This window comes from Jeotgalibacillus proteolyticus (assembly GCF_002926065.1).
Taxonomy (GTDB): Bacteria; Bacillota; Bacilli; order Bacillales; family Jeotgalibacillaceae; genus Jeotgalibacillus; species Jeotgalibacillus proteolyticus.
Genome location: NZ_PREZ01000001.1, coordinates 359,068 through 375,667 on the forward strand (window position 1 = coordinate 359,068; position 16,600 = coordinate 375,667).

The 16,600-nt window shown below is 42.0% G+C and carries 22 protein-coding genes; 8 read left to right on the forward strand and 14 right to left on the reverse strand.

Going from position 1 to position 16,600, the window contains the following annotated elements:
* Positions 1 to 22: 22 nt before the first annotated feature.
* A complete protein-coding gene (locus C4B60_RS01860) occupies positions 23 to 235 on the reverse strand; it encodes an acetyl-CoA carboxylase biotin carboxyl carrier protein subunit (protein WP_104056146.1) in 213 nt (70 codons plus the stop codon).
* Entirely contained in the window at positions 235 to 1,584 is a 1,350-nt protein-coding gene (locus C4B60_RS01865) for an acetyl-CoA carboxylase biotin carboxylase subunit (protein ID WP_104056639.1), read from the reverse strand. Before C4B60_RS01865 ends, C4B60_RS01860 begins: the two co-directional genes overlap by 1 nt.
* A 189-nt stretch (positions 1,585 to 1,773) precedes the next feature.
* Between C4B60_RS01865 and C4B60_RS01870 the strand changes: the two genes are divergently transcribed.
* On the forward strand, positions 1,774 to 2,247 hold the full coding sequence (locus tag C4B60_RS01870) for an N-acetyltransferase (protein ID WP_104056149.1): 474 nt from the start codon (positions 1,774 to 1,776) through the stop codon (positions 2,245 to 2,247).
* A 103-nt stretch (positions 2,248 to 2,350) separates the two neighbouring features.
* Here C4B60_RS01870 and C4B60_RS01875 read toward each other — a convergent pair whose 3' ends face one another.
* The 4 genes from C4B60_RS01875 to C4B60_RS01890 all read right to left on the reverse strand — a co-directional run bounded on the left by C4B60_RS01875 (position 2,351) and on the right by C4B60_RS01890 (position 5,884).
* Positions 2,351 to 2,968, reverse strand: coding sequence for an RsfA family transcriptional regulator (locus C4B60_RS01875; protein WP_104056152.1), 618 nt, complete (start codon positions 2,966 to 2,968; stop codon positions 2,351 to 2,353).
* Positions 2,969 to 3,048: 80 nt separating this feature from the next.
* A complete protein-coding gene (locus C4B60_RS01880) occupies positions 3,049 to 3,825 on the reverse strand; it encodes an enoyl-CoA hydratase/isomerase family protein (protein ID WP_209020050.1) in 777 nt (258 codons plus the stop codon).
* A 1,271-nt stretch (positions 3,826 to 5,096) separates the two neighbouring features.
* Entirely contained in the window at positions 5,097 to 5,270 is a 174-nt protein-coding gene (gene rpmF, locus C4B60_RS01885) for a 50S ribosomal protein L32 (protein WP_104056156.1), read from the reverse strand.
* 59 nt (positions 5,271 to 5,329) lie between these two features.
* Positions 5,330 to 5,884: a YceD family protein gene (locus C4B60_RS01890; RefSeq protein WP_104056158.1), complete on the reverse strand. Its 555-nt coding sequence runs from the start codon at positions 5,882 to 5,884 to the stop codon at positions 5,330 to 5,332.
* Between the two features lie 49 nt (positions 5,885 to 5,933).
* On the opposite strand from C4B60_RS01890, the gene C4B60_RS21325 reads away from it, so the two are divergent.
* Together C4B60_RS21325 and C4B60_RS01895 are read left to right on the forward strand one after the other, a co-directional pair.
* Positions 5,934 to 6,107, forward strand: coding sequence for a hypothetical protein (locus C4B60_RS21325; RefSeq protein WP_167578549.1), 174 nt, complete (start codon positions 5,934 to 5,936; stop codon positions 6,105 to 6,107).
* Positions 6,108 to 6,167: 60 nt separating this feature from the next.
* Positions 6,168 to 7,379 carry a nucleotidyltransferase gene (locus tag C4B60_RS01895; RefSeq protein WP_167578550.1) on the forward strand — a complete coding sequence of 404 codons (1,212 nt, stop codon included), beginning with the start codon at positions 6,168 to 6,170 and terminating at the stop codon, positions 7,377 to 7,379.
* A 46-nt stretch (positions 7,380 to 7,425) separates the two neighbouring features.
* Here the strand turns inward: C4B60_RS01895 and C4B60_RS01900 are convergent, their stop codons facing one another.
* A complete protein-coding gene (locus C4B60_RS01900) occupies positions 7,426 to 8,475 on the reverse strand; it encodes a SepM family pheromone-processing serine protease (RefSeq protein WP_104056162.1) in 1,050 nt (349 codons plus the stop codon).
* A complete protein-coding gene (locus C4B60_RS01905; RefSeq protein ID WP_135122088.1) occupies positions 8,465 to 9,271 on the reverse strand; it encodes a patatin-like phospholipase family protein in 807 nt (268 codons plus the stop codon). Before C4B60_RS01905 ends, C4B60_RS01900 begins: the two co-directional genes overlap by 11 nt.
* Positions 9,272 to 9,368: 97 nt before the next feature.
* Between C4B60_RS01905 and C4B60_RS01910 the strand changes: the two genes are divergently transcribed.
* Entirely contained in the window at positions 9,369 to 10,544 is a 1,176-nt protein-coding gene (locus tag C4B60_RS01910; protein ID WP_104056166.1) for a nucleoside recognition domain-containing protein, read from the forward strand.
* A 25-nt stretch (positions 10,545 to 10,569) separates the two neighbouring features.
* On the opposite strand, the gene coaD is transcribed toward C4B60_RS01910, so the two are convergent.
* Entirely contained in the window at positions 10,570 to 11,055 is a 486-nt protein-coding gene (coaD, locus tag C4B60_RS01915) for a pantetheine-phosphate adenylyltransferase (protein WP_104056168.1), read from the reverse strand.
* A 2-nt stretch (positions 11,056 to 11,057) separates the two neighbouring features.
* Positions 11,058 to 11,624 carry a 16S rRNA (guanine(966)-N(2))-methyltransferase RsmD gene (rsmD, locus tag C4B60_RS01920; RefSeq protein ID WP_104056171.1) on the reverse strand — a complete coding sequence of 189 codons (567 nt, stop codon included), beginning with the start codon at positions 11,622 to 11,624 and terminating at the stop codon, positions 11,058 to 11,060.
* A gap of 171 nt (positions 11,625 to 11,795) precedes the next feature.
* Here rsmD and C4B60_RS01925 point away from each other — a divergent pair, with 171 nt between their 5' ends.
* Positions 11,796 to 12,185, forward strand: a complete 390-nt coding sequence (locus C4B60_RS01925; protein ID WP_104056173.1) for a DUF7147 family protein — start codon at positions 11,796 to 11,798, stop codon at positions 12,183 to 12,185.
* Positions 12,186 to 12,219: 34 nt separating this feature from the next.
* On the opposite strand, the gene C4B60_RS01930 is transcribed toward C4B60_RS01925, so the two are convergent.
* Complete coding sequence (locus tag C4B60_RS01930; RefSeq protein WP_104056640.1) at positions 12,220 to 12,495, reverse strand: YlbG family protein; 276 nt, start codon at positions 12,493 to 12,495, stop codon at positions 12,220 to 12,222.
* Between the two features lie 88 nt (positions 12,496 to 12,583).
* On the opposite strand from C4B60_RS01930, the gene C4B60_RS01935 reads away from it, so the two are divergent.
* Positions 12,584 to 12,898, forward strand: a complete 315-nt coding sequence (locus tag C4B60_RS01935; RefSeq protein WP_104056176.1) for a hypothetical protein — start codon at positions 12,584 to 12,586, stop codon at positions 12,896 to 12,898.
* Positions 12,899 to 12,985: 87 nt separating this feature from the next.
* Positions 12,986 to 13,894 carry a glycerophosphodiester phosphodiesterase family protein gene (locus C4B60_RS01940; protein ID WP_104056178.1) on the forward strand — a complete coding sequence of 303 codons (909 nt, stop codon included), beginning with the start codon at positions 12,986 to 12,988 and terminating at the stop codon, positions 13,892 to 13,894.
* Between the two features lie 60 nt (positions 13,895 to 13,954).
* Here C4B60_RS01940 and C4B60_RS01945 read toward each other — a convergent pair whose 3' ends face one another.
* The gene (locus C4B60_RS01945; protein ID WP_104056181.1) at positions 13,955 to 14,401 is read right to left on the reverse strand and encodes a YlbF/YmcA family competence regulator; all 447 of its coding nucleotides are present in this window, start codon (positions 14,399 to 14,401) and stop codon (positions 13,955 to 13,957) included.
* A 59-nt stretch (positions 14,402 to 14,460) separates the two neighbouring features.
* The gene (gene ylbD / locus C4B60_RS01950; protein ID WP_104056184.1) at positions 14,461 to 14,829 is read right to left on the reverse strand and encodes a spore coat protein YlbD; all 369 of its coding nucleotides are present in this window, start codon (positions 14,827 to 14,829) and stop codon (positions 14,461 to 14,463) included.
* 112 nt (positions 14,830 to 14,941) lie between these two features.
* On the opposite strand from ylbD, the gene C4B60_RS01955 reads away from it, so the two are divergent.
* On the forward strand, positions 14,942 to 15,427 hold the full coding sequence (locus tag C4B60_RS01955; protein ID WP_104056187.1) for a PaaI family thioesterase: 486 nt from the start codon (positions 14,942 to 14,944) through the stop codon (positions 15,425 to 15,427).
* 11 nt (positions 15,428 to 15,438) lie between these two features.
* Here the strand turns inward: C4B60_RS01955 and C4B60_RS01960 are convergent, their stop codons facing one another.
* A complete protein-coding gene (locus tag C4B60_RS01960; protein ID WP_167578551.1) occupies positions 15,439 to 16,527 on the reverse strand; it encodes a CAP domain-containing protein in 1,089 nt (362 codons plus the stop codon).
* Positions 16,528 to 16,600: the final 73 nt, after the last annotated feature.

Sequence of the window (16,600 nt, forward strand, 5' to 3'; positions counted from 1 at the left end):
AACCTCTCCCCTTCTTTAAAAACTATGCCAATACGACTAATACATCGCCTTCGTTAACAAAATCGCCTTCTGCTACCTTTATCTCGCCTACTGTTCCATCCATCTGTGCTTCTACTGGAATTTCCATTTTCATTGATTCGAGCACGATGACCGTCTGGCCGGCTGTCACACTGTCCCCTTCTCCTACTAAAAGCTGAAATACTGTACCTGCCATTGATGATTGAATTTCCTTCATTATTTTTTCTCTCCTTTTAATATGTTTTGTAGTGTTTGTGTATGGTAATTGCCTCGTTTAAATTCCTCGGCATCCATTAGAGCAGTAAATAAAGGAATATTTGATTTTAACCCCTCAATTTTACTATCTTTCATCACTTTTTTTGATTTCTCCAGGCATTCTTCTCTTGACTGAGCATGGATGATAATTTTGGCAATCATAGGATCATAAAAAGGTGTAACTTTGTTTCCCTTCTGATAGCCATAATCCACTCTTATTCCTTCACCTGCTGAAACCTCCATTTCACTCAGCAGCCCCGGTGACGGGATAAAGGTAAATGGATCTTCAGCATACACCCGGTACTCAATCGCATGACCTTGTTCTGTAATCTCGTGCTGATCTTGAATTGGAAGCGGCAGCCCCTGTGCTGTATTAATCTGCCACTCGACTAAATCAATTCCAGTGATCATTTCTGTTACAGGATGTTCAACCTGAAGTCTGGTATTCATTTCAAGAAAGTAAGCATTTTCTTCTTCATCGACAATCATTTCAATCGTACCTGCATTTTTATATCCCACTGATTCAGCAGCTAAAACTGCGATTTCAAGAATATTCTCTCTTGCTGACTGAGAGAGGTTTGGGGACGGGGCTTCTTCAATAATTTTTTGGTTTCTTCTTTGCATCGAACAATTTCGTTCAAAAAGATGAAATACATTTCCATTCGTGTCTCCAAAGATCTGTACTTCAATATGTCTTGCATTTGCTATGTATTTCTCAATAAACAAACTTCCTGATCCAAAGTATGCCTGCGACCGCTTTTTTGTTGACTCAAAATGCTGAGTGAGCGCTTGCTCATTATCGCAGCGCACCATTCCGACACCCCCGCCTCCGTTGCTCGCTTTAAGCATGACCGGGTAGCCTGCCTCACTTGCAAAAAGCTTTGCTGCCTCAAGATCGGCGGATTCGTTTTCCTGCCCGGGAACAACCGGGACTCCTGCTTCAATCATTGTCTTTCGTGCTTTAATTTTGTCACCCATAGATTCAATAATGGCTGGGGAAGGACCAATAAAAATAATTCCTGCTTCTTCTACCATTCTGGCAAACTGGGCATTTTCTGATAACAGACCGTAGCCGGGATGAATGGCGTCTGCTTTTTCCTTTTTTGCTATTTCTAAAATCTCGTTCATTTTAAGATAAGATTGAGATACTTGCGGCGGACCGATTAAATACGCCTTATCCGCTTCTTTTATATAAGGAAGTTCAGCATCAGCTTCTGAATAAACAACCACAGTTTGAATTTTCATCTTTTTACAGGTTCGGATAATGCGCAGTGCAATTTCCCCCCTGTTTGCTATTAAAAGCTTTTTCATTCCCATACCCCTTTCCATCTATCTCCTATATATTAATTTAATCCTATCCCCATTACATTGTAAACGCTTTCTGTGTAAATGTGCAGAATTTTTTATCTTGTTATATAATAGGAATAACAACCGCATAAAATGTTTTTATAATAAATGAAAGGCATTTTTGGGTGAATAGTATGTTAGGAGTGTTGCGGGATGGGATTTAAAGTGGAAAATTTAAAGGTAAACTACAAAACACTTGAAGAATTTAATAAGTTCCGGGAGGTAGGTCTGCAGGAGCTTTCCATGAAAGAAGAGCTTGAATCAAATATGGTTGAAAATGAAAGCGAATCCCCTTTCTATGGCATTTATCTTGGAAATAAGTTAATTGCCAGAATGAATCTTTATCGGAGAGATTCACGCTTTGACCTTTACTTTGAGCCTGCCCAGGATTATTTAGAGCTGTGGAAGCTTGAAGTTCTGCCGGATTACCAGAAAAAAGGGTACGGAGCTCAAATGGTGGAGTTTGCAAAAAGCTTTGGTCTCCCTATTAAAACAAATCCAAGAGTCCAGTCTCATGATTTTTGGGAGAAAATGGGCTTTGAAAAAGTAACATATGATATGGAAAGGGACCGTGGCGAAAATCCGCTCGTGTGGTACCCTGAAGGTGTTACAGAACAAAAACATTAAGTAAAAGTAAAATGATCCCACCTTCGGGATCATTTTTTTACATAAAAAACCCGGATAATGGTCAAGGTAAACCGCCATCCGGGTTTTATGAATGATCCGCCACTTATATATCCACTGCTTCCCCTTGCTCAGCTCTTGAATTGCTTCTGTTCATCCGAAAAAGGTTACCATTAGGCTCCATTTTAAATACTGGCGCTTCTGTATAAGTTTCTTCTTTTCCCTCTGCAACACCGAGCTTCCTTGCCTTTTCAATAAGATAAAGCAGTGCACGGTAATCTTCCTCAAGCCCCTGAATCTTCGTTTCTAGCTTTTCTTTTTCTCTTAAAGCGGTTTCTAACGAATGACTTGCAGCCTGATATTTTTCCTTCCAATCAGCATTTTGATCATAGGAGGACAACCGTTCGATCCATTTTGATAGCTGCTTCGTCATTTCATCTGCCGACCATTCAAGCGGAGAGTTGTTAATAACTTTTGGCTGGGCGGAGGCTGCTTTTCTGCTGGCATATCTTTCTTTTTTTGCCTGGTCGATCTGCTGCTGACATTCCTTGCGGATGCAAGAGTTCCATCTGAACCCGCATGCAGCAGCTGTTCTGTTAACTTTTTGAGCTATTTCCTCAAAAGCCCTTAATTGCGTGCTGCCATTTCTGATATGAGAAAGCACAGCCTCCTCTAACCACTTGTCTTCTTCTCTTGTCCAGCCATCCTGTCTAAGTTTTGTCATCCCATAACCCCCTAGTATTATGAATCTACTTTTAGTCTATGCATTTACACTAGAAAATAGACACAAAAAAACACGAAATTTTAAGATTTCGTGTTTTTACGAGAAGAAGAATTCAAGAATCCTTCAACCGCCTCATGATGCTCGGGTTTTTCCCAAAGTTTTGAACAGGCTAAAATCTCTAATCTGATTCTTTCCTGCAAGTCTCCCCGCTTCCATTTTTCAATTAATATTTGCTTGTACGCAACCAGTACATGAACATTTTTCAAAAGAATCGGTTCGAGCAGATTGGTTACATCATTAAATGTATGGCCTGGAACAATATGATCGATGAATCCTTTATCATGGAGCTCCTCGGTTTTGTATAATCCTGCAGTAGTCAATAAAAGAAGTGCCTGTGAAGGAACCAATCTTTCATAAAGTAATGTACCGCCTCCCCATCCGGTCGTAATAGCCAGATTTCCCTGGATAAATCCGAGCTTACTATTTGGTCTGGCTATTCGAAAATCACATGCCGCTGCAATTTCACACCCTCCGCCAATCGCTGTGCCGTTAATTAGAGCTACAGTTATTTTAGGAAGTGTAGATAGATCGTACAGAATTCCTCCCATTTTAGAAAGCATTTCATAAGCCTCAGATTGAGATTTCAATCCGTGAAAAGCCTGTAGATCGCCTCCTGAACAAAATGACTGGGTTCCTGCGCCTGTAATCACCAGCACTTTAATTTCATCATTTGTCCTCGCTTGCTCCAATGCTTCTTTCAAACCGTCCATAACCTCATAATTAATCGCATTCCTTTTTTCAGGACGGTCAATCTTAAACAGCAGCACAGATTCCAGCTGCTCAATCTTATAATCCATCAAAAGCAAATCCCCCCTGTAGCAAGCTAGTCAAAACGATTGTAACATAAAACTAAAAGCGGAAACGGGCGGTTAGGGGTGAAAAGCATAAGGCAGCCCGCACAGATAGGCGCTCTTTGTCTATGGGGCGGGATGACTTATGACTCGAGCCCCTGCCCGTTGCAGCTGGATATAACTAAAAGCGGAAGGCGCTCGTTCAGCTCCGACAAGCATAAGACGACCTGCGCAAGTAGGCGCTTTTTGCCTACTGGGCAGGGTGGCTTATGACTCGAGGAGCTAGCGCCTGGAGCTGGATAAACTAAAAGCGAAAACGGGCGTTTAGCTCCGACAGACGTAAGACGATCAGCCAATCAGGCGCTCTTTGCCTGAATGGATGAGTGGCTTACGATCCGAGGAGCTGCCCGTTGCAGCTGGATACCATTAAAAGCGGAAACGGGCGGTTAGGGGCGAAAAGCATAAGACAGCCCGCACAGATAGGCGCTCTTTGCCTATTGGGCGGGATGACTTATGACTCGAGCCCCTGCCCGTTGCAGCTGGATATAACTAAAAGCGGAAGGCGCTCGTTCAGCTCCGACAAACATAAGACGACCTGCACAAGTAGGCGCTTTTTGCCTACTGGGCAGGGTGGCTTATGACTCGAGGAGCTAGCGCCTGGAGCTGGATAAACTAAAAGCGGAAACGGGCGGTTAGCTCCGACAGACGTAAGACGATCAGCCAATCAGGCGCTCTTTGCCTGAATGGCTGATCGTCTTACGATCCGAGGAGCTGCCCGTTGCAGCTGGATACCATTAAAAGCGGAAACGGGCGGTTAGGGGTGAAAAGCATAAGGCAGCCCGCACAGATAGGCGCTCTTTGTCTATTGGGCGGGATGACTTATGACTCGAGCCCCTGCCCGTTGCAGCTGGATATAACTAAAAGCGGAAGGCGCTCGTTCAGCTCCGACAAGCATAAGACGACCTGCACAAGTAGGCGCTTTTTGCCTACTGGGCAGGGTGGCTTATGACTCGAGGAGCTAGCGCCTGGAGCTGGATATCACTAATAGCGGAAGCAGGCGTTTAGGGGCGACAAGTTTAAGACGCAGTGGAATGATGGCGCTCTTTGCCATCAAGCCACTGCGCCTTAAAACCTCGAGCCCCTGCCTGCTGGAGCTGGATACCACTAAAAACGGAAACGGTGTTTAGGGGCGACCAGCATAAAGATAAGCACAATAAAAAACCCGCATAGAGCCATGGCCTCTAATGCAGGTTTTTTACCGAACTTAATAAGTTCAATTATTTGTTTACTACTTCCTTGCCCTTATATTGTCCGCACGCTTTACACACGCGGTGAGAAAGCTTCATTTCTCCGCAGTTAGAGCATTCTACCATACCTGGCACTGACAATTTGAAATGCGTACGACGCTTTCTCTTTGCAGTTTTGGATGTTCTTCTAAATGGTACCGCCATGTTTCCCACCTCCTTATAGAGAGTGATTGTAAAATGAACGTTCAGTGAAGGTTCATGTTTTACGTATTTTTCTTTTCGTCAAAAAACTTCGCAAGATCAGCTAAACGGGGATCCGTTTTGGGCTGCTCTTCCTGTTCCTGTTCTCTTTCACGTTCAAGCTCTTCTTCTGACAATACTTCCCAGCCTTTGCCGTTCAGCATGCCTTCTTCTTCCATTGCTTTATCGCTAAATACTTGTAATGGAACCTGCAGAATAAGAATTTCCTCAATAATTGGTTCAAGATTAATTACATCACCTTCAATAAGGTGAGTTTCATCTTCGAAGCCCTCTTCCGTTACATAGGAAGAATTGAGCAGAAAGGTCTCGGTCGTATCAAGGGATACCGGATATGGAACATCAACTAGCGTTCTTGCACAAGGAAGAGTTAATGTCGCTTCAATGTGTAAGTGAAACGTGATCTTAGCAGAGCTGATATCTGCCCGGCCTGTAAGCTTTACAGGACTGACATCTCTGATCTCTGAATCGCGCTCAGGCAATTTTTTCAGTTCAATCGTTTCATTTATTTGGAACGCTTCGTTACGAAATTTTTGTAATTGAATGATTGACCATTTCATATGTCATCACCTCAAGGCACAAAGTTGATTATATTCCCTTGTATAGGGAATGTCAAGATTTTTTCTTTACAAGCTATTATTAATAATTAACTTGTCCATTATACATCCAAATGACTCACTCATTGAAAAAAATGTGATTGAACAACAGCTGTATTCAGGTACAAAATCATTACTAAATAAAAAGATCGATGCTTCCACCCATCGACTTCAAATGCTATTATAACCTAAATGAACCTTTGCTTAAAGGGAAAAATACTCTCGAGGGTAAGGATGTGGAGATATTTTGAAAGCAGCAGGTATTGTAGTAGAATATAACCCTTTTCATAACGGACATTTACTGCATGTGAACGAAACAAAAAAAGTAACCGGCGCAGATATTGTCATTGCTGTTATGAGCGGACCTTTTCTGCAGCGCGGGGAGCCTGCCCTGGTCTCCAAATGGGCAAGGACGAAGATGGCATTAGCTTCAGGTGTCGATATTGTCATCGAGCTGCCTTTTTGTTTTGCCGTTCAACACGCGACTCATTTCGCCTCAGGTGCTGTCAGACTCTTAGACGCAATTGGCTGCGATACTTTATGTTTCGGAAGCGAGGATGGAACAGTCGCTCCCTTCATCAATATGGTCGCCTGGAAAAATAATAATGAGCAACTATTAAATGAAAAAATCAAACAGCTTAGCAAAGACGGTCTCAGCTACCCGACAGCAACTGCAAAAAGCTATGATTTATTAGCGGATAACCAAGGTAGTGCGTTAGATTTATCTCAGCCCAATAACATGCTCGGTTTTCAATATATTGAAGCTATACATAAATATGCTCCAGGCATTACACCTTTCACGATAAAACGCCAGGCTTCAGGCTACCATCAGGCTGAGCTTCACCAGGAGAAAATCTCAAGTGCAACAAGTATTAGAAAAGCGATTTATGAAGACGGTATTACATCTGTTTCTGGCCATGTTCCGCCTGAGACCTATAGTGGACTTCTGCAGTACTATAACCACGTAAAACAATATCACTCATGGGAAGACTATTGGGCTTTGCTTCAATACAGCATCCTTTCTCAATCTCCTGAAGAGCTGAGAACGTACTATGAAATGGAAGAAGGAATTGAATACCGGCTGATAGATGCAGCCAGAAAAGCCGACTCATTCACTTCCTTTATGGAGGCTGTAAAAACGAAAAGATATACATGGACCAGGCTGCAGCGAATCTTCACCCACCTTATCAATCATACTAAAAAGGAAGATTTTTCAGGTAACACCGCCCCTGCTTACCTCCGCCTCCTTGGTATGAGCCAGCCGGGAAGAAGCTACCTGCAGCGAAGGAAAAAAGAGTTTGGACTCCCTCTTATTAGCCGGGTCGGGAGAAATGATGAACAGCTGCTATCCATGGATCTTAAAGCAGGAAGAGTATACGCTATGGGTGTTACGAATAAAGCAGCCAGAAGCTCCCTTCTTCTTGCAGACTATACGAACCCGCCTATTATTCAGCTTTAGACCGCTTCTATTAAAGGGCCCCGACTCAATTGAGTCAGGGCTTTTATTACGATTTTTCTTCAAGTGTTTCAAGATAATCAAGGGCGTCATCAAACGTTTCCACAGGAATGACTTTCATTTCTGTTCCAAGATCCTTCGCCGTTTCTACCGCTGCATCGTAGTTTGTTTGAACGGAAGGATTCTCTCTCACTGCTTCTTCAGGCAGCTTATCCTTCGGAGCAAAGAAGATCTCAATCCCCTGCCGGTCAGCAGCAACAATTTTCTGCTCAATGCCGCCAATTCTGCCCACTGTACCATCTGCAGAAATCGTGCCGGTCCCCGCAATATTATATCCCTTCGTCAAATCCTCATCGAGAAGCTGATCGTAAATTTCCAATGAATACATTAGTCCGGCAGAAGGTCCCCCAATTCCGTCGGAGTTAATACTTACTACAGGATCGGTCTCAATTGTACGGTCATCGACGAGCGAAATACCGAGGCCTATTTGTTCCGGCTGTTCAGGAAAGGCTTTTAAGGGAAGCTCTTCTTCAATAATCTGGCCATCGCGGTCCACTCTGATGGAAATGACATCCCCTTCTTTTTTTGTGGCCACATAGTCAATAAACTCCTCTGAGGACTCAAAAGCTGTCTGGTCAATGGAAGTGATTCGATCTCCTGCGCGAAGTACATCCTCTGCAGGCATATCCGGATACACACTTAATACATAAACTCCTCTGTAGGTGTAAGAATACTCAGCCTCTGCTTTTTTAAATGCAACCTCTATCGCCTGAGTGGCTGAGTTGTCCATTAAATAAAGCTGCCTGACCGAATACTCCTCATCACTTTCATGAGGATTCCTTACCTGCTCCACAGGAAAAACCACCTGGTAATCATCGAACTTTGCCCACAGATAGGCAAATATATTTGCCTGAACCTGTGAGATAGTCATTAACGAAAACTCTCCTGCACTTTCGGTTCTGTTCTCAACCTCAACAATATCATCTAAAGCAAAGGCGCTTCCGGGCTTTTGGACGTAAAACGGGAGTGAATAAAAACTTGCAAATATAAAAAAAACAATTGCCATTATAAAAGCTGAAAGCCACAATTTATTCTTCATTTACTGTGTGCCGCTCCTTCCAATGATCAATGGCTGAATGAATCGCGGGTAAAGCCTTTTTAGCTTCTTCTTCACCCAAGAGAATAATATCAGCCGCCTGCTGAAATGTTTTGCCTCCAAATTGTTCTACCTTTGGACTCATTAGAACATCAGCTGTGGATAATTTATATCGTAACACCTCTGATTGGAGAATATCTATACTCTGCATAATAACATCATAAATTGTACTTATTTCAGCATTGCGTTTTACCTGTGATACATCCACCCCTATTACGATATCCGCCCCCATCTCTCTTACTACTGATGATGGAACTCGGTCGATCACTCCACCGTCTACCAGCAGCCGTCCATCCACTTTTTCAGGAACAAAAATACCCGGAACAGAAATGCTTGCTCTTACAGCCACATCGACTGGCCCGGTGGTAAAGACCACACGTTCTGCTTTGACAATATCTGTTGCCACGATAGCAAGTGGGATAGGAAGCTCTTCAAGTTTTTTCTGGTGAGTAAACAATTTAATAAACTGCTTAATTTTTTCACCCGAGATAAACCCCATACGCGGTACGGTAATGTCTACAAAAAACTTACTTCTGAATGTATGGGCAAGACGATATAAATCCTCAAGATCATGTCCGGTGCAGTACATAGCTCCAACTAAGGAACCCATACTGCTGCCTGCAACCATATCAACAGGAATTTTTTCGTCATGAAGCACCTTTAAAACACCTAAATGAGCAAAACCTCTTGCACCGCCAGAACCTAAAGCCAAGCCAATCTTCGGTTTCATATTAAGCATCCTCCCATAGGCTGCGTTCTATTATCTTGGCAAAATCATACTGTATAACAAATAACTCAAGCCCAACCTGATCTATTCACAGAGAGGAACGTTTTAAATGAAGCCTCAGCGCCTTTACGCTCACCTATTTTCAGCTGGCGTATTTTTTTGTCTTCTTGGTCTTATTGTACACCCATCTGATTCACTTAATGCTTCAATTAACGGATTAGAGCTCTGGTGGACGATAATTTTTCCTTCTTTGCTGCCATTTTTTATCGTAGCAGACCTCTTGACCCATTCGAACTGGACAGCTGCCCTTGGAAAGGTACTTGAACCGATAATGAAGCCCTTATTTAATGTTTCAGGACAGGGTGCAATTGTATTGCTTTTAGGGTTTACCTCCGGCTTTCCAGTAGGCGCTAAATTATCTGTTCAATTGTTTGAACAGGGCAAGCTTAGCCTCGCAGACGCTCAGCGCCTGGTTTGTTTTACAAATGGCTCAAGTCCCGTATTTGTGCTGGGGGCTATAGCTGCAGGGCTTTTAAATGCTCCTGAGCTCGGTTTTTTTCTGCTTGGATCTCATTATTTAAGTAATATTATTATAGGATTGATTGCAGGAAGAGTCATTAAAGAACAATCTGTAAAGAGGATTAATCTGATTTCTTCTACCGCTCCGCCGCCGCTTCAATTCGGTACCGTTCTGCAGTCTGCCGTTACAAAGTCAGTTCAGCAGCTTCTTGTTATTGGCGGATTGATCGTGTTTTTTTCCGTTATCAGTTCTTTGGCGTTTACATTCAACGTGTTCCATGTCCCGGTTTATTTATTAGATCTTATCAGCGGACACCTGAATCAGCCCAAAGGCTGGGCAGAAGGCTTTATGGCTGGGATTTTAGAGATCTCAAACGGAGTTGCCTCTCTATCAGAGGCTCCTAATAGCCTGATGTTTAAATGTGCAGCTATTCTCTCCATTATCTCGTTTGGCGGATTTTGCATACACGCTCAAATTATTGCCTGTATTCATAACTCGCCAATCAAATATGGACCATACTTTTTAGCGCGCCTTTTACATATGATTATTGCCCCGGCATTGTTTCTTATTGCCATACATATGACCTCGTCACTTGCTCTGCCTATTTTAGGATCAGAAGTATCCATCTCATCAATCCAACCGCTTTCTCTTCAAATTATAAACTGGCTGATTGTCTTTGGTCCTCTAATAAGCATCGGCGCCATAGTCATCTCGATTTTTATTCTGGTTCGCTCTGCAGGACATAAAAAAATAACATGGAGCTAACCTTCTTAAGGCTGGCTCCATGTTTTTATCGTTTTGAAAATTTATTCTGCAGTGCCTTCTCTACCTGTGCCGGGACTAATTCAGAAATATCTCCTCCATACTTCGCTACCTCTTTTACAATACTTGAGCTTAAAAAAGAGTACTGATTATTAGTCATGATAAAAAAGGTTTCCAATTCCTCGTGAAGCACCCGGTTCATAGAGGTTATCTGCATTTCATATTCAAAATCCGAAACAGCACGTAGCCCCCGGATAATTACATTCGCGTTTACCTCTCTTGCATAATTAACAAGCAGCCCCTGGTAGGACTCTACCTTTACATTAGGTAAATCCTTGGTCACTTCTTCAATTAAAGCAATTCTTTCCTCAACAGAAAAAGCCGGCTTTTTAGATGAATTATTCAAAACAACAATTCTTAATTCATCAAATACCTTCGCTCCTCTGGAGATGATGTCTAAATGTCCATATGTAATGGGATCAAAGCTTCCCGGACAAACCGCTCTTTTTTCCAACCCTATTCCTCCTCTGCAGCAGCATGTGTATAAATTGTAATCAGGGTTCCTCCGTAAGCCTCTGATTTTAAGCAGGAAAAGGAGCCTGCTTTTTCAGGCAGCCGGGTATCAGAGGAATGCTCACACATGATCACTCCGCCTGCAGCAAGAAGTTTGTCCTGATCAATCTTTTCAATCAATTCAATTAATTTTTGTTTCTTGTACGGAGGATCAAGAAAAATAGTAGTAAATTCCAGCCCTCTTTTTGTAATCGCTTTCAACGCTCTCTCTGCATCATTTCTAAAAACCTCGGAATAATCTGAATACCCGCAGCGTTCGATATTATCTTTTATAGTCCCAATTGCCTGACGGTCCCTGTCCACAAAGATTACATGTTCAAGTCCCCTGCTCATAGCTTCTAAGCCTAGGCTGCCGCTGCCTGCAAACAAATCCAATCCTCTTCCCCCGTCAAAGTACGGGCCAATCATATTAAAGATTGCTTCTTTTACCTTATCAGTGGTCGGGCGTGTATTCATGCCTGGCACTGCTTTTAAATGAATTCCCTTTTTTTCTCCGGAAATAATCCTCATTTCATCACCACTTAATCAATTATATCGTTCATATCCTACCATATTATACCCCTTAATGCTATTTGATCAATTTAACGCTGCTCAATCTCTATTTGAACAGATGTATTACATAGTGTAGGAAAAGCGACATTCTAATGGTAAACTATCTTGAGAATGAAAGGAAGGGATAGTATGATTCAGCGATTTATTGAAATAGGAGAAGGCTTTTCAGACTTATATGAGATGCTTGAATTAATTAAAGCGAATAAAGACAGAGCAGAACGTCTTCTGGCTTTGCATACAAAAGATGGAGACAAGAATAACACATCAGTGGCTGTTGTCATGAAAAAAACAGATCCTGGCAATTTTCAGGCGATCTACATTTGCCGCGAAGGTATTCCCGACCCAAGAGTCACGCCAAATAAACGGTTTGAGCTGTTTGTAAAAGCGGCAGAAGAGCACTCGCTTCCTTTAATAGAACTTGACGTGCAGCCTTCAGGAAGATTTGCTGAAAAAGACCTTTATTTTCAATATTTGACCGGTATACTTCGGATGAATAGATACCTGAGCCCTTTAACGTAAAAAGACGGGAAGAATATCTTCCCGTCTTTTTACGTTAAAGCCCCATTTTATAATCGTACTCCTTGGCCTTATCCGGTTTTGCATTTTCAAATTCAGTTTTAACAAACGGGCGCTCAGATACTTCAACTTTTTTTACATAAGAGTAATTAGACAGTTTATCTGCAAGCTTTTCAACTTCGACTTGATTGCAGTATAATAATACATATTTCATCTTCCTGGAAACATAATGAACATTACCAAATCTTCTTAGCGTTTTTGCATGCTTTAAGCTGTGCAGCCAAACTATTAGTCCTTGCCGATCCATTAGCATACTTTTAACCTCACCTGCTTTTCTGATGATAAAATTGTAGCACATAAAAACCTTGCTCGGCAATCTTACAATCAACGGAGGCCTGAAAATGGACGTGGACCTGATTTGGAAAAACTTTATTGACTGTTTAAGCCAGCGGGAAGGAATCGATTCCGCTCATTGGAGAAAAGTTGCAGGCATCCCCTTTTTATATGTCTCGGTTTCTGATGCCGCACAAGGCTCCCTTCATTATGAAATAAAGCGGTGTGCCGGAAAAGCAATGCGCGGTAAAAGACTTCATGCTGAAACAGTTTCTGTCAGGGTTTCAGGAAATGACCATGTTTTCCGGCACCGTTTTTATGTTCCGCAGGAAAAAATGTTTTGCTGTGGAAATCTCTGTCCTGATTGCATCCGTTTCAGATAGTGAGAAAAAAGGTTACATTTGTTGTCCAAAGGGTATCATGCTACCATTAAGGTAATAAATTTACATACGAAACGGAGGATTTTTCTAATGGGAAAGAAAACAAATATCGGATTGGCACTCGCTGCTTCCGGAGCAGCAATCTGGGCTGGTTCTAAAATAGCTTCCAAACCAACTCCAAGACCATCTAAAAAATACTTTGAAGGCGAAATGCCTCGAATTTATGCACACCGGGGCGGCTCAGATCTGGCTCCTGAAAGCTCGATGGCAGCTTTTAGAAATGCAGCTGAACTGGGTGCTACAGGCTTTGAGATTGATGTGCGCCTTACAAAAGACGAGCAAATTGTTGTCTTCCATGACAGATTTATCGACCGGACAACAGATGGTGCAGGAAGAGTCGCTGACTATACACTTGAAGAATTAAAGAAATTCGATCTTGGCTTTCATCACCGTGACCTCCAGGGGAAACAATCCTACAGAGGCAAGGGAGAAAAAATCATTACGCTAAAAGAATTGCTTGAGGCATTTCCAGAGCATTTCGTTAATATTGACATGAAGGAAGATCCGGATACGTATGAAGGAAGCCTTATGCCCTCAAAGGTTTGGCGGCTTATTGAAAAGCTTGGTGTTGAAGACCGGGTGCTTGTTACAAGCTTTTATGATGAACAAATTGACCGGTTCTCTCTTTACGCTCAGGACCGTGTAGCAATCGGTGCCGGAGAAAATGAAGCCCGCAAAGCTTTTACATTATTTAAAAGCGGATTTGGTCATTTATACCACCCGCGTGCTGATGCGCTGCAGATTCCGACAAAGCATGGCATCATCCCGCTTGATTCTCAAGGATTCATTGAATTTTTAACTGCGTTAAATATTCATGTGGATTACTGGACAGTAAATGATGTTGAAACGATGGACCGCCTGCTTCGCTATGGCGCTCATGGTATTGTTACCGATCGACCTGACATTGCACTTGAGCTGATTTCATCAGACGAGGAATAAAACAGACAAAAAAAGCTAAGGTGGTTAAAATCCACCTTAGCTTTTTTCTGTTACCTGTTATTAAGCTGAGCAGGAACAGCCCCCACCGGATCCGCAGCCGCCGCTGCAGCCTGAACCGGAGTCGAAAAAACCATTTCCAGTAGGAATCTTTACATTTTCCGATACAGAATACCCAATAATTTGACTTACTTCATCGAGCATGGATTGCAATTGATTTTCGGCAATCCTGAACTGAGCAACATTTAGATCCATGTCCATGTCTCTTTTTGTTTCTCTGATTTCCTTCATCACTCTGGTGTAATCTGGATGATATCTTCCAAAGCGTTGAACCTCTTCGTACAATTCCTTTAATTTTACGAAGCGATTTATTTTTCCCATCGATTCCTTCGATGATTTTAATTTTTTATATATAGTTAAATAATGAATAGTAGCTTCTGATTCCATAATCATCTGCGTTAATTCGTCACATGCGTCAAGTAATTCAATTCTTTCAATGGTAGCCAGCATTTTTGCACCTCCGTGAATGTATTCTAACACGAAAGGAGCAAAGAGAAAAATAATTCTTTTTATTTCCAGTATGTCATGTACGATTGATTTTTAGTAATCTCCTGATCAGGCTTTTTCGTTTGGAACTGAGCTAATAAATCAGAAACCATTTCAAGCGCGTCTTTGCATTGTTCTACGTATTGTTCAATCTGATCATCATCGAGAGATTGGATTTTCTTTTTTACGGTCTGAAGCCATTGATTGGACTGCTTTGTACTAGCTTCTTCCTCTGAGTCCTTTTTCCATCTTTTATCGTCTTCCCCAAATAAATACCATTCCTCAAATAGATTTTGCCAGGTGCTTTCCCCTTTTCTTACCTTTTGCACAATATGAGGATGCTTTACGATAAAAGCTTTGAAATCCTGAAGCTTTTTTTCTCTTTCCTCCATGATACTCTCTCCCTTCTCTCAAGGAATGACAGACCTCCCCATAGCAGATAGGTCATCCATATGCTATATGATATGATGAAAGGCAGGTAATGGTTAAGGAGGAAAAAAAGAAATGAAGGACGAACTGCGATTACTGACAGAAGAGCTGCTGGCACAAGGCTCAGAAGATGACTTAAACGTATTGCACCATATTCTGCTGGGTCTTAAAGGAAAAAATGAAGGCTATTACAGCTCATATGTAGGAGCAATTCTAAACATGAAAAAGGAAATTACCCCCTCTTCCTGTTCAGTAAAAGTTCCCATCACAAAAGCGTTAAATAACTCTCTGGATATCGTACATGGCGGGATGACTGCAACTATTCTCGATACAGCTATGGGAACCCTTGCCAATCTATTAGCACCTGAGGGATATGGTGCAGTTACCAGCCAGTTAACTATTCATTATTTACTTCCGGTACAGGGAGAAGAAATGGCAGCAGAAGCGCATATTATTCATCAGGGCAATAAAACCATGGTTATTGAAGGCGTCATTTTCAGCCCTGAAGGCAAAAGGCTTGCTCATGCTACAGGGACATTTTATTTACTCACCTTGCCATAATAAAAACGCATCTATTCTTTTATAGATGCGTTTTCGTTTGAATTTTCCTCTTCTTCTCTTTTAATAAAATCCTGTGTAAAATACAGATAATACACACCTACACCGAGATGCGTAAAATGAGGCTTTAAAATGGTCTCTCTATGCTCTTGAGAGTTCAGCCAGGCGTGGATAACAGCAAAGGAATGTGTATAATTCATGGCAATATTCTCAGACGCTTCTTCATATTCCAGAGATGCCACTGTAAGCCTTTCAGCAAGTGTTCCTCCAGCATTTTCACCTGTAAATAAATCCTCTTCATACAAGCTTTGGCTATGATATCTTGCAATCTCGGCTACCTCACTCTCCCAGACTACCTCATCGCGCCCATTTTTAAGACGGATGATATTAGTCATATCAAAAATCTGCTGTTCAACCGCCTGATTAATTTCCAGCTGGTTTTCCTGTTCAATCGGTGTTTTAGGAATATCCCCCTGATAGACAAGTTCATATGGCCGCTGCTCAATAAGGGAATCTTTATCGAGAAAATAAATACCAAAAACAGTTCCGTCCACCCGGTCGATAAAAATTTGCGCAAATATGTCTCCAAACGGTACCAGCAATCGTGTATTTAAGTCTTCTTCATTTAATTCAAACTGATAAGTCCCCTTTTCATTTTCCACCACAATCTCACTGTTGATCATCGTAAAACGGTAAATTTCTTCAAGAGGCTGACCGATATAAAAAGGTGAAACATCGATTGCATCCCCGAGAATAAAAATAGACTTTACTTCCTCCTCTTTAACTGCAACCTGGAAATACCCTTCATTTCCTCTGTTGTAAATAAACCATTCAAGACCGTAATAACCGGCATCAACTCTGTCAGGCTCACCCCACTGGGCTGTAAGCTGCTCTGTCGGCTGCCCTATAAAAATAGAGACGCCGGATTTAGGTCTGGTCAGACTGTCAGACATAGCAGGCGGCAGCGGCTGGGCTGTTTCTTCACGCAAACGGTCCGCCACTTCGTTTTGGACTAATTCATTTTCCTGTACAGTAGGAGTATTATAAAAGCCAATTAGAAAAATGATGATAATGACCACCATAATTCGCATAAAAGCTTTCATCTTCATTCCTCCTCTCTATACGTTTATTATTAATTATACACTTCAATAATATTGTTGGACAGGTTGATTGTAC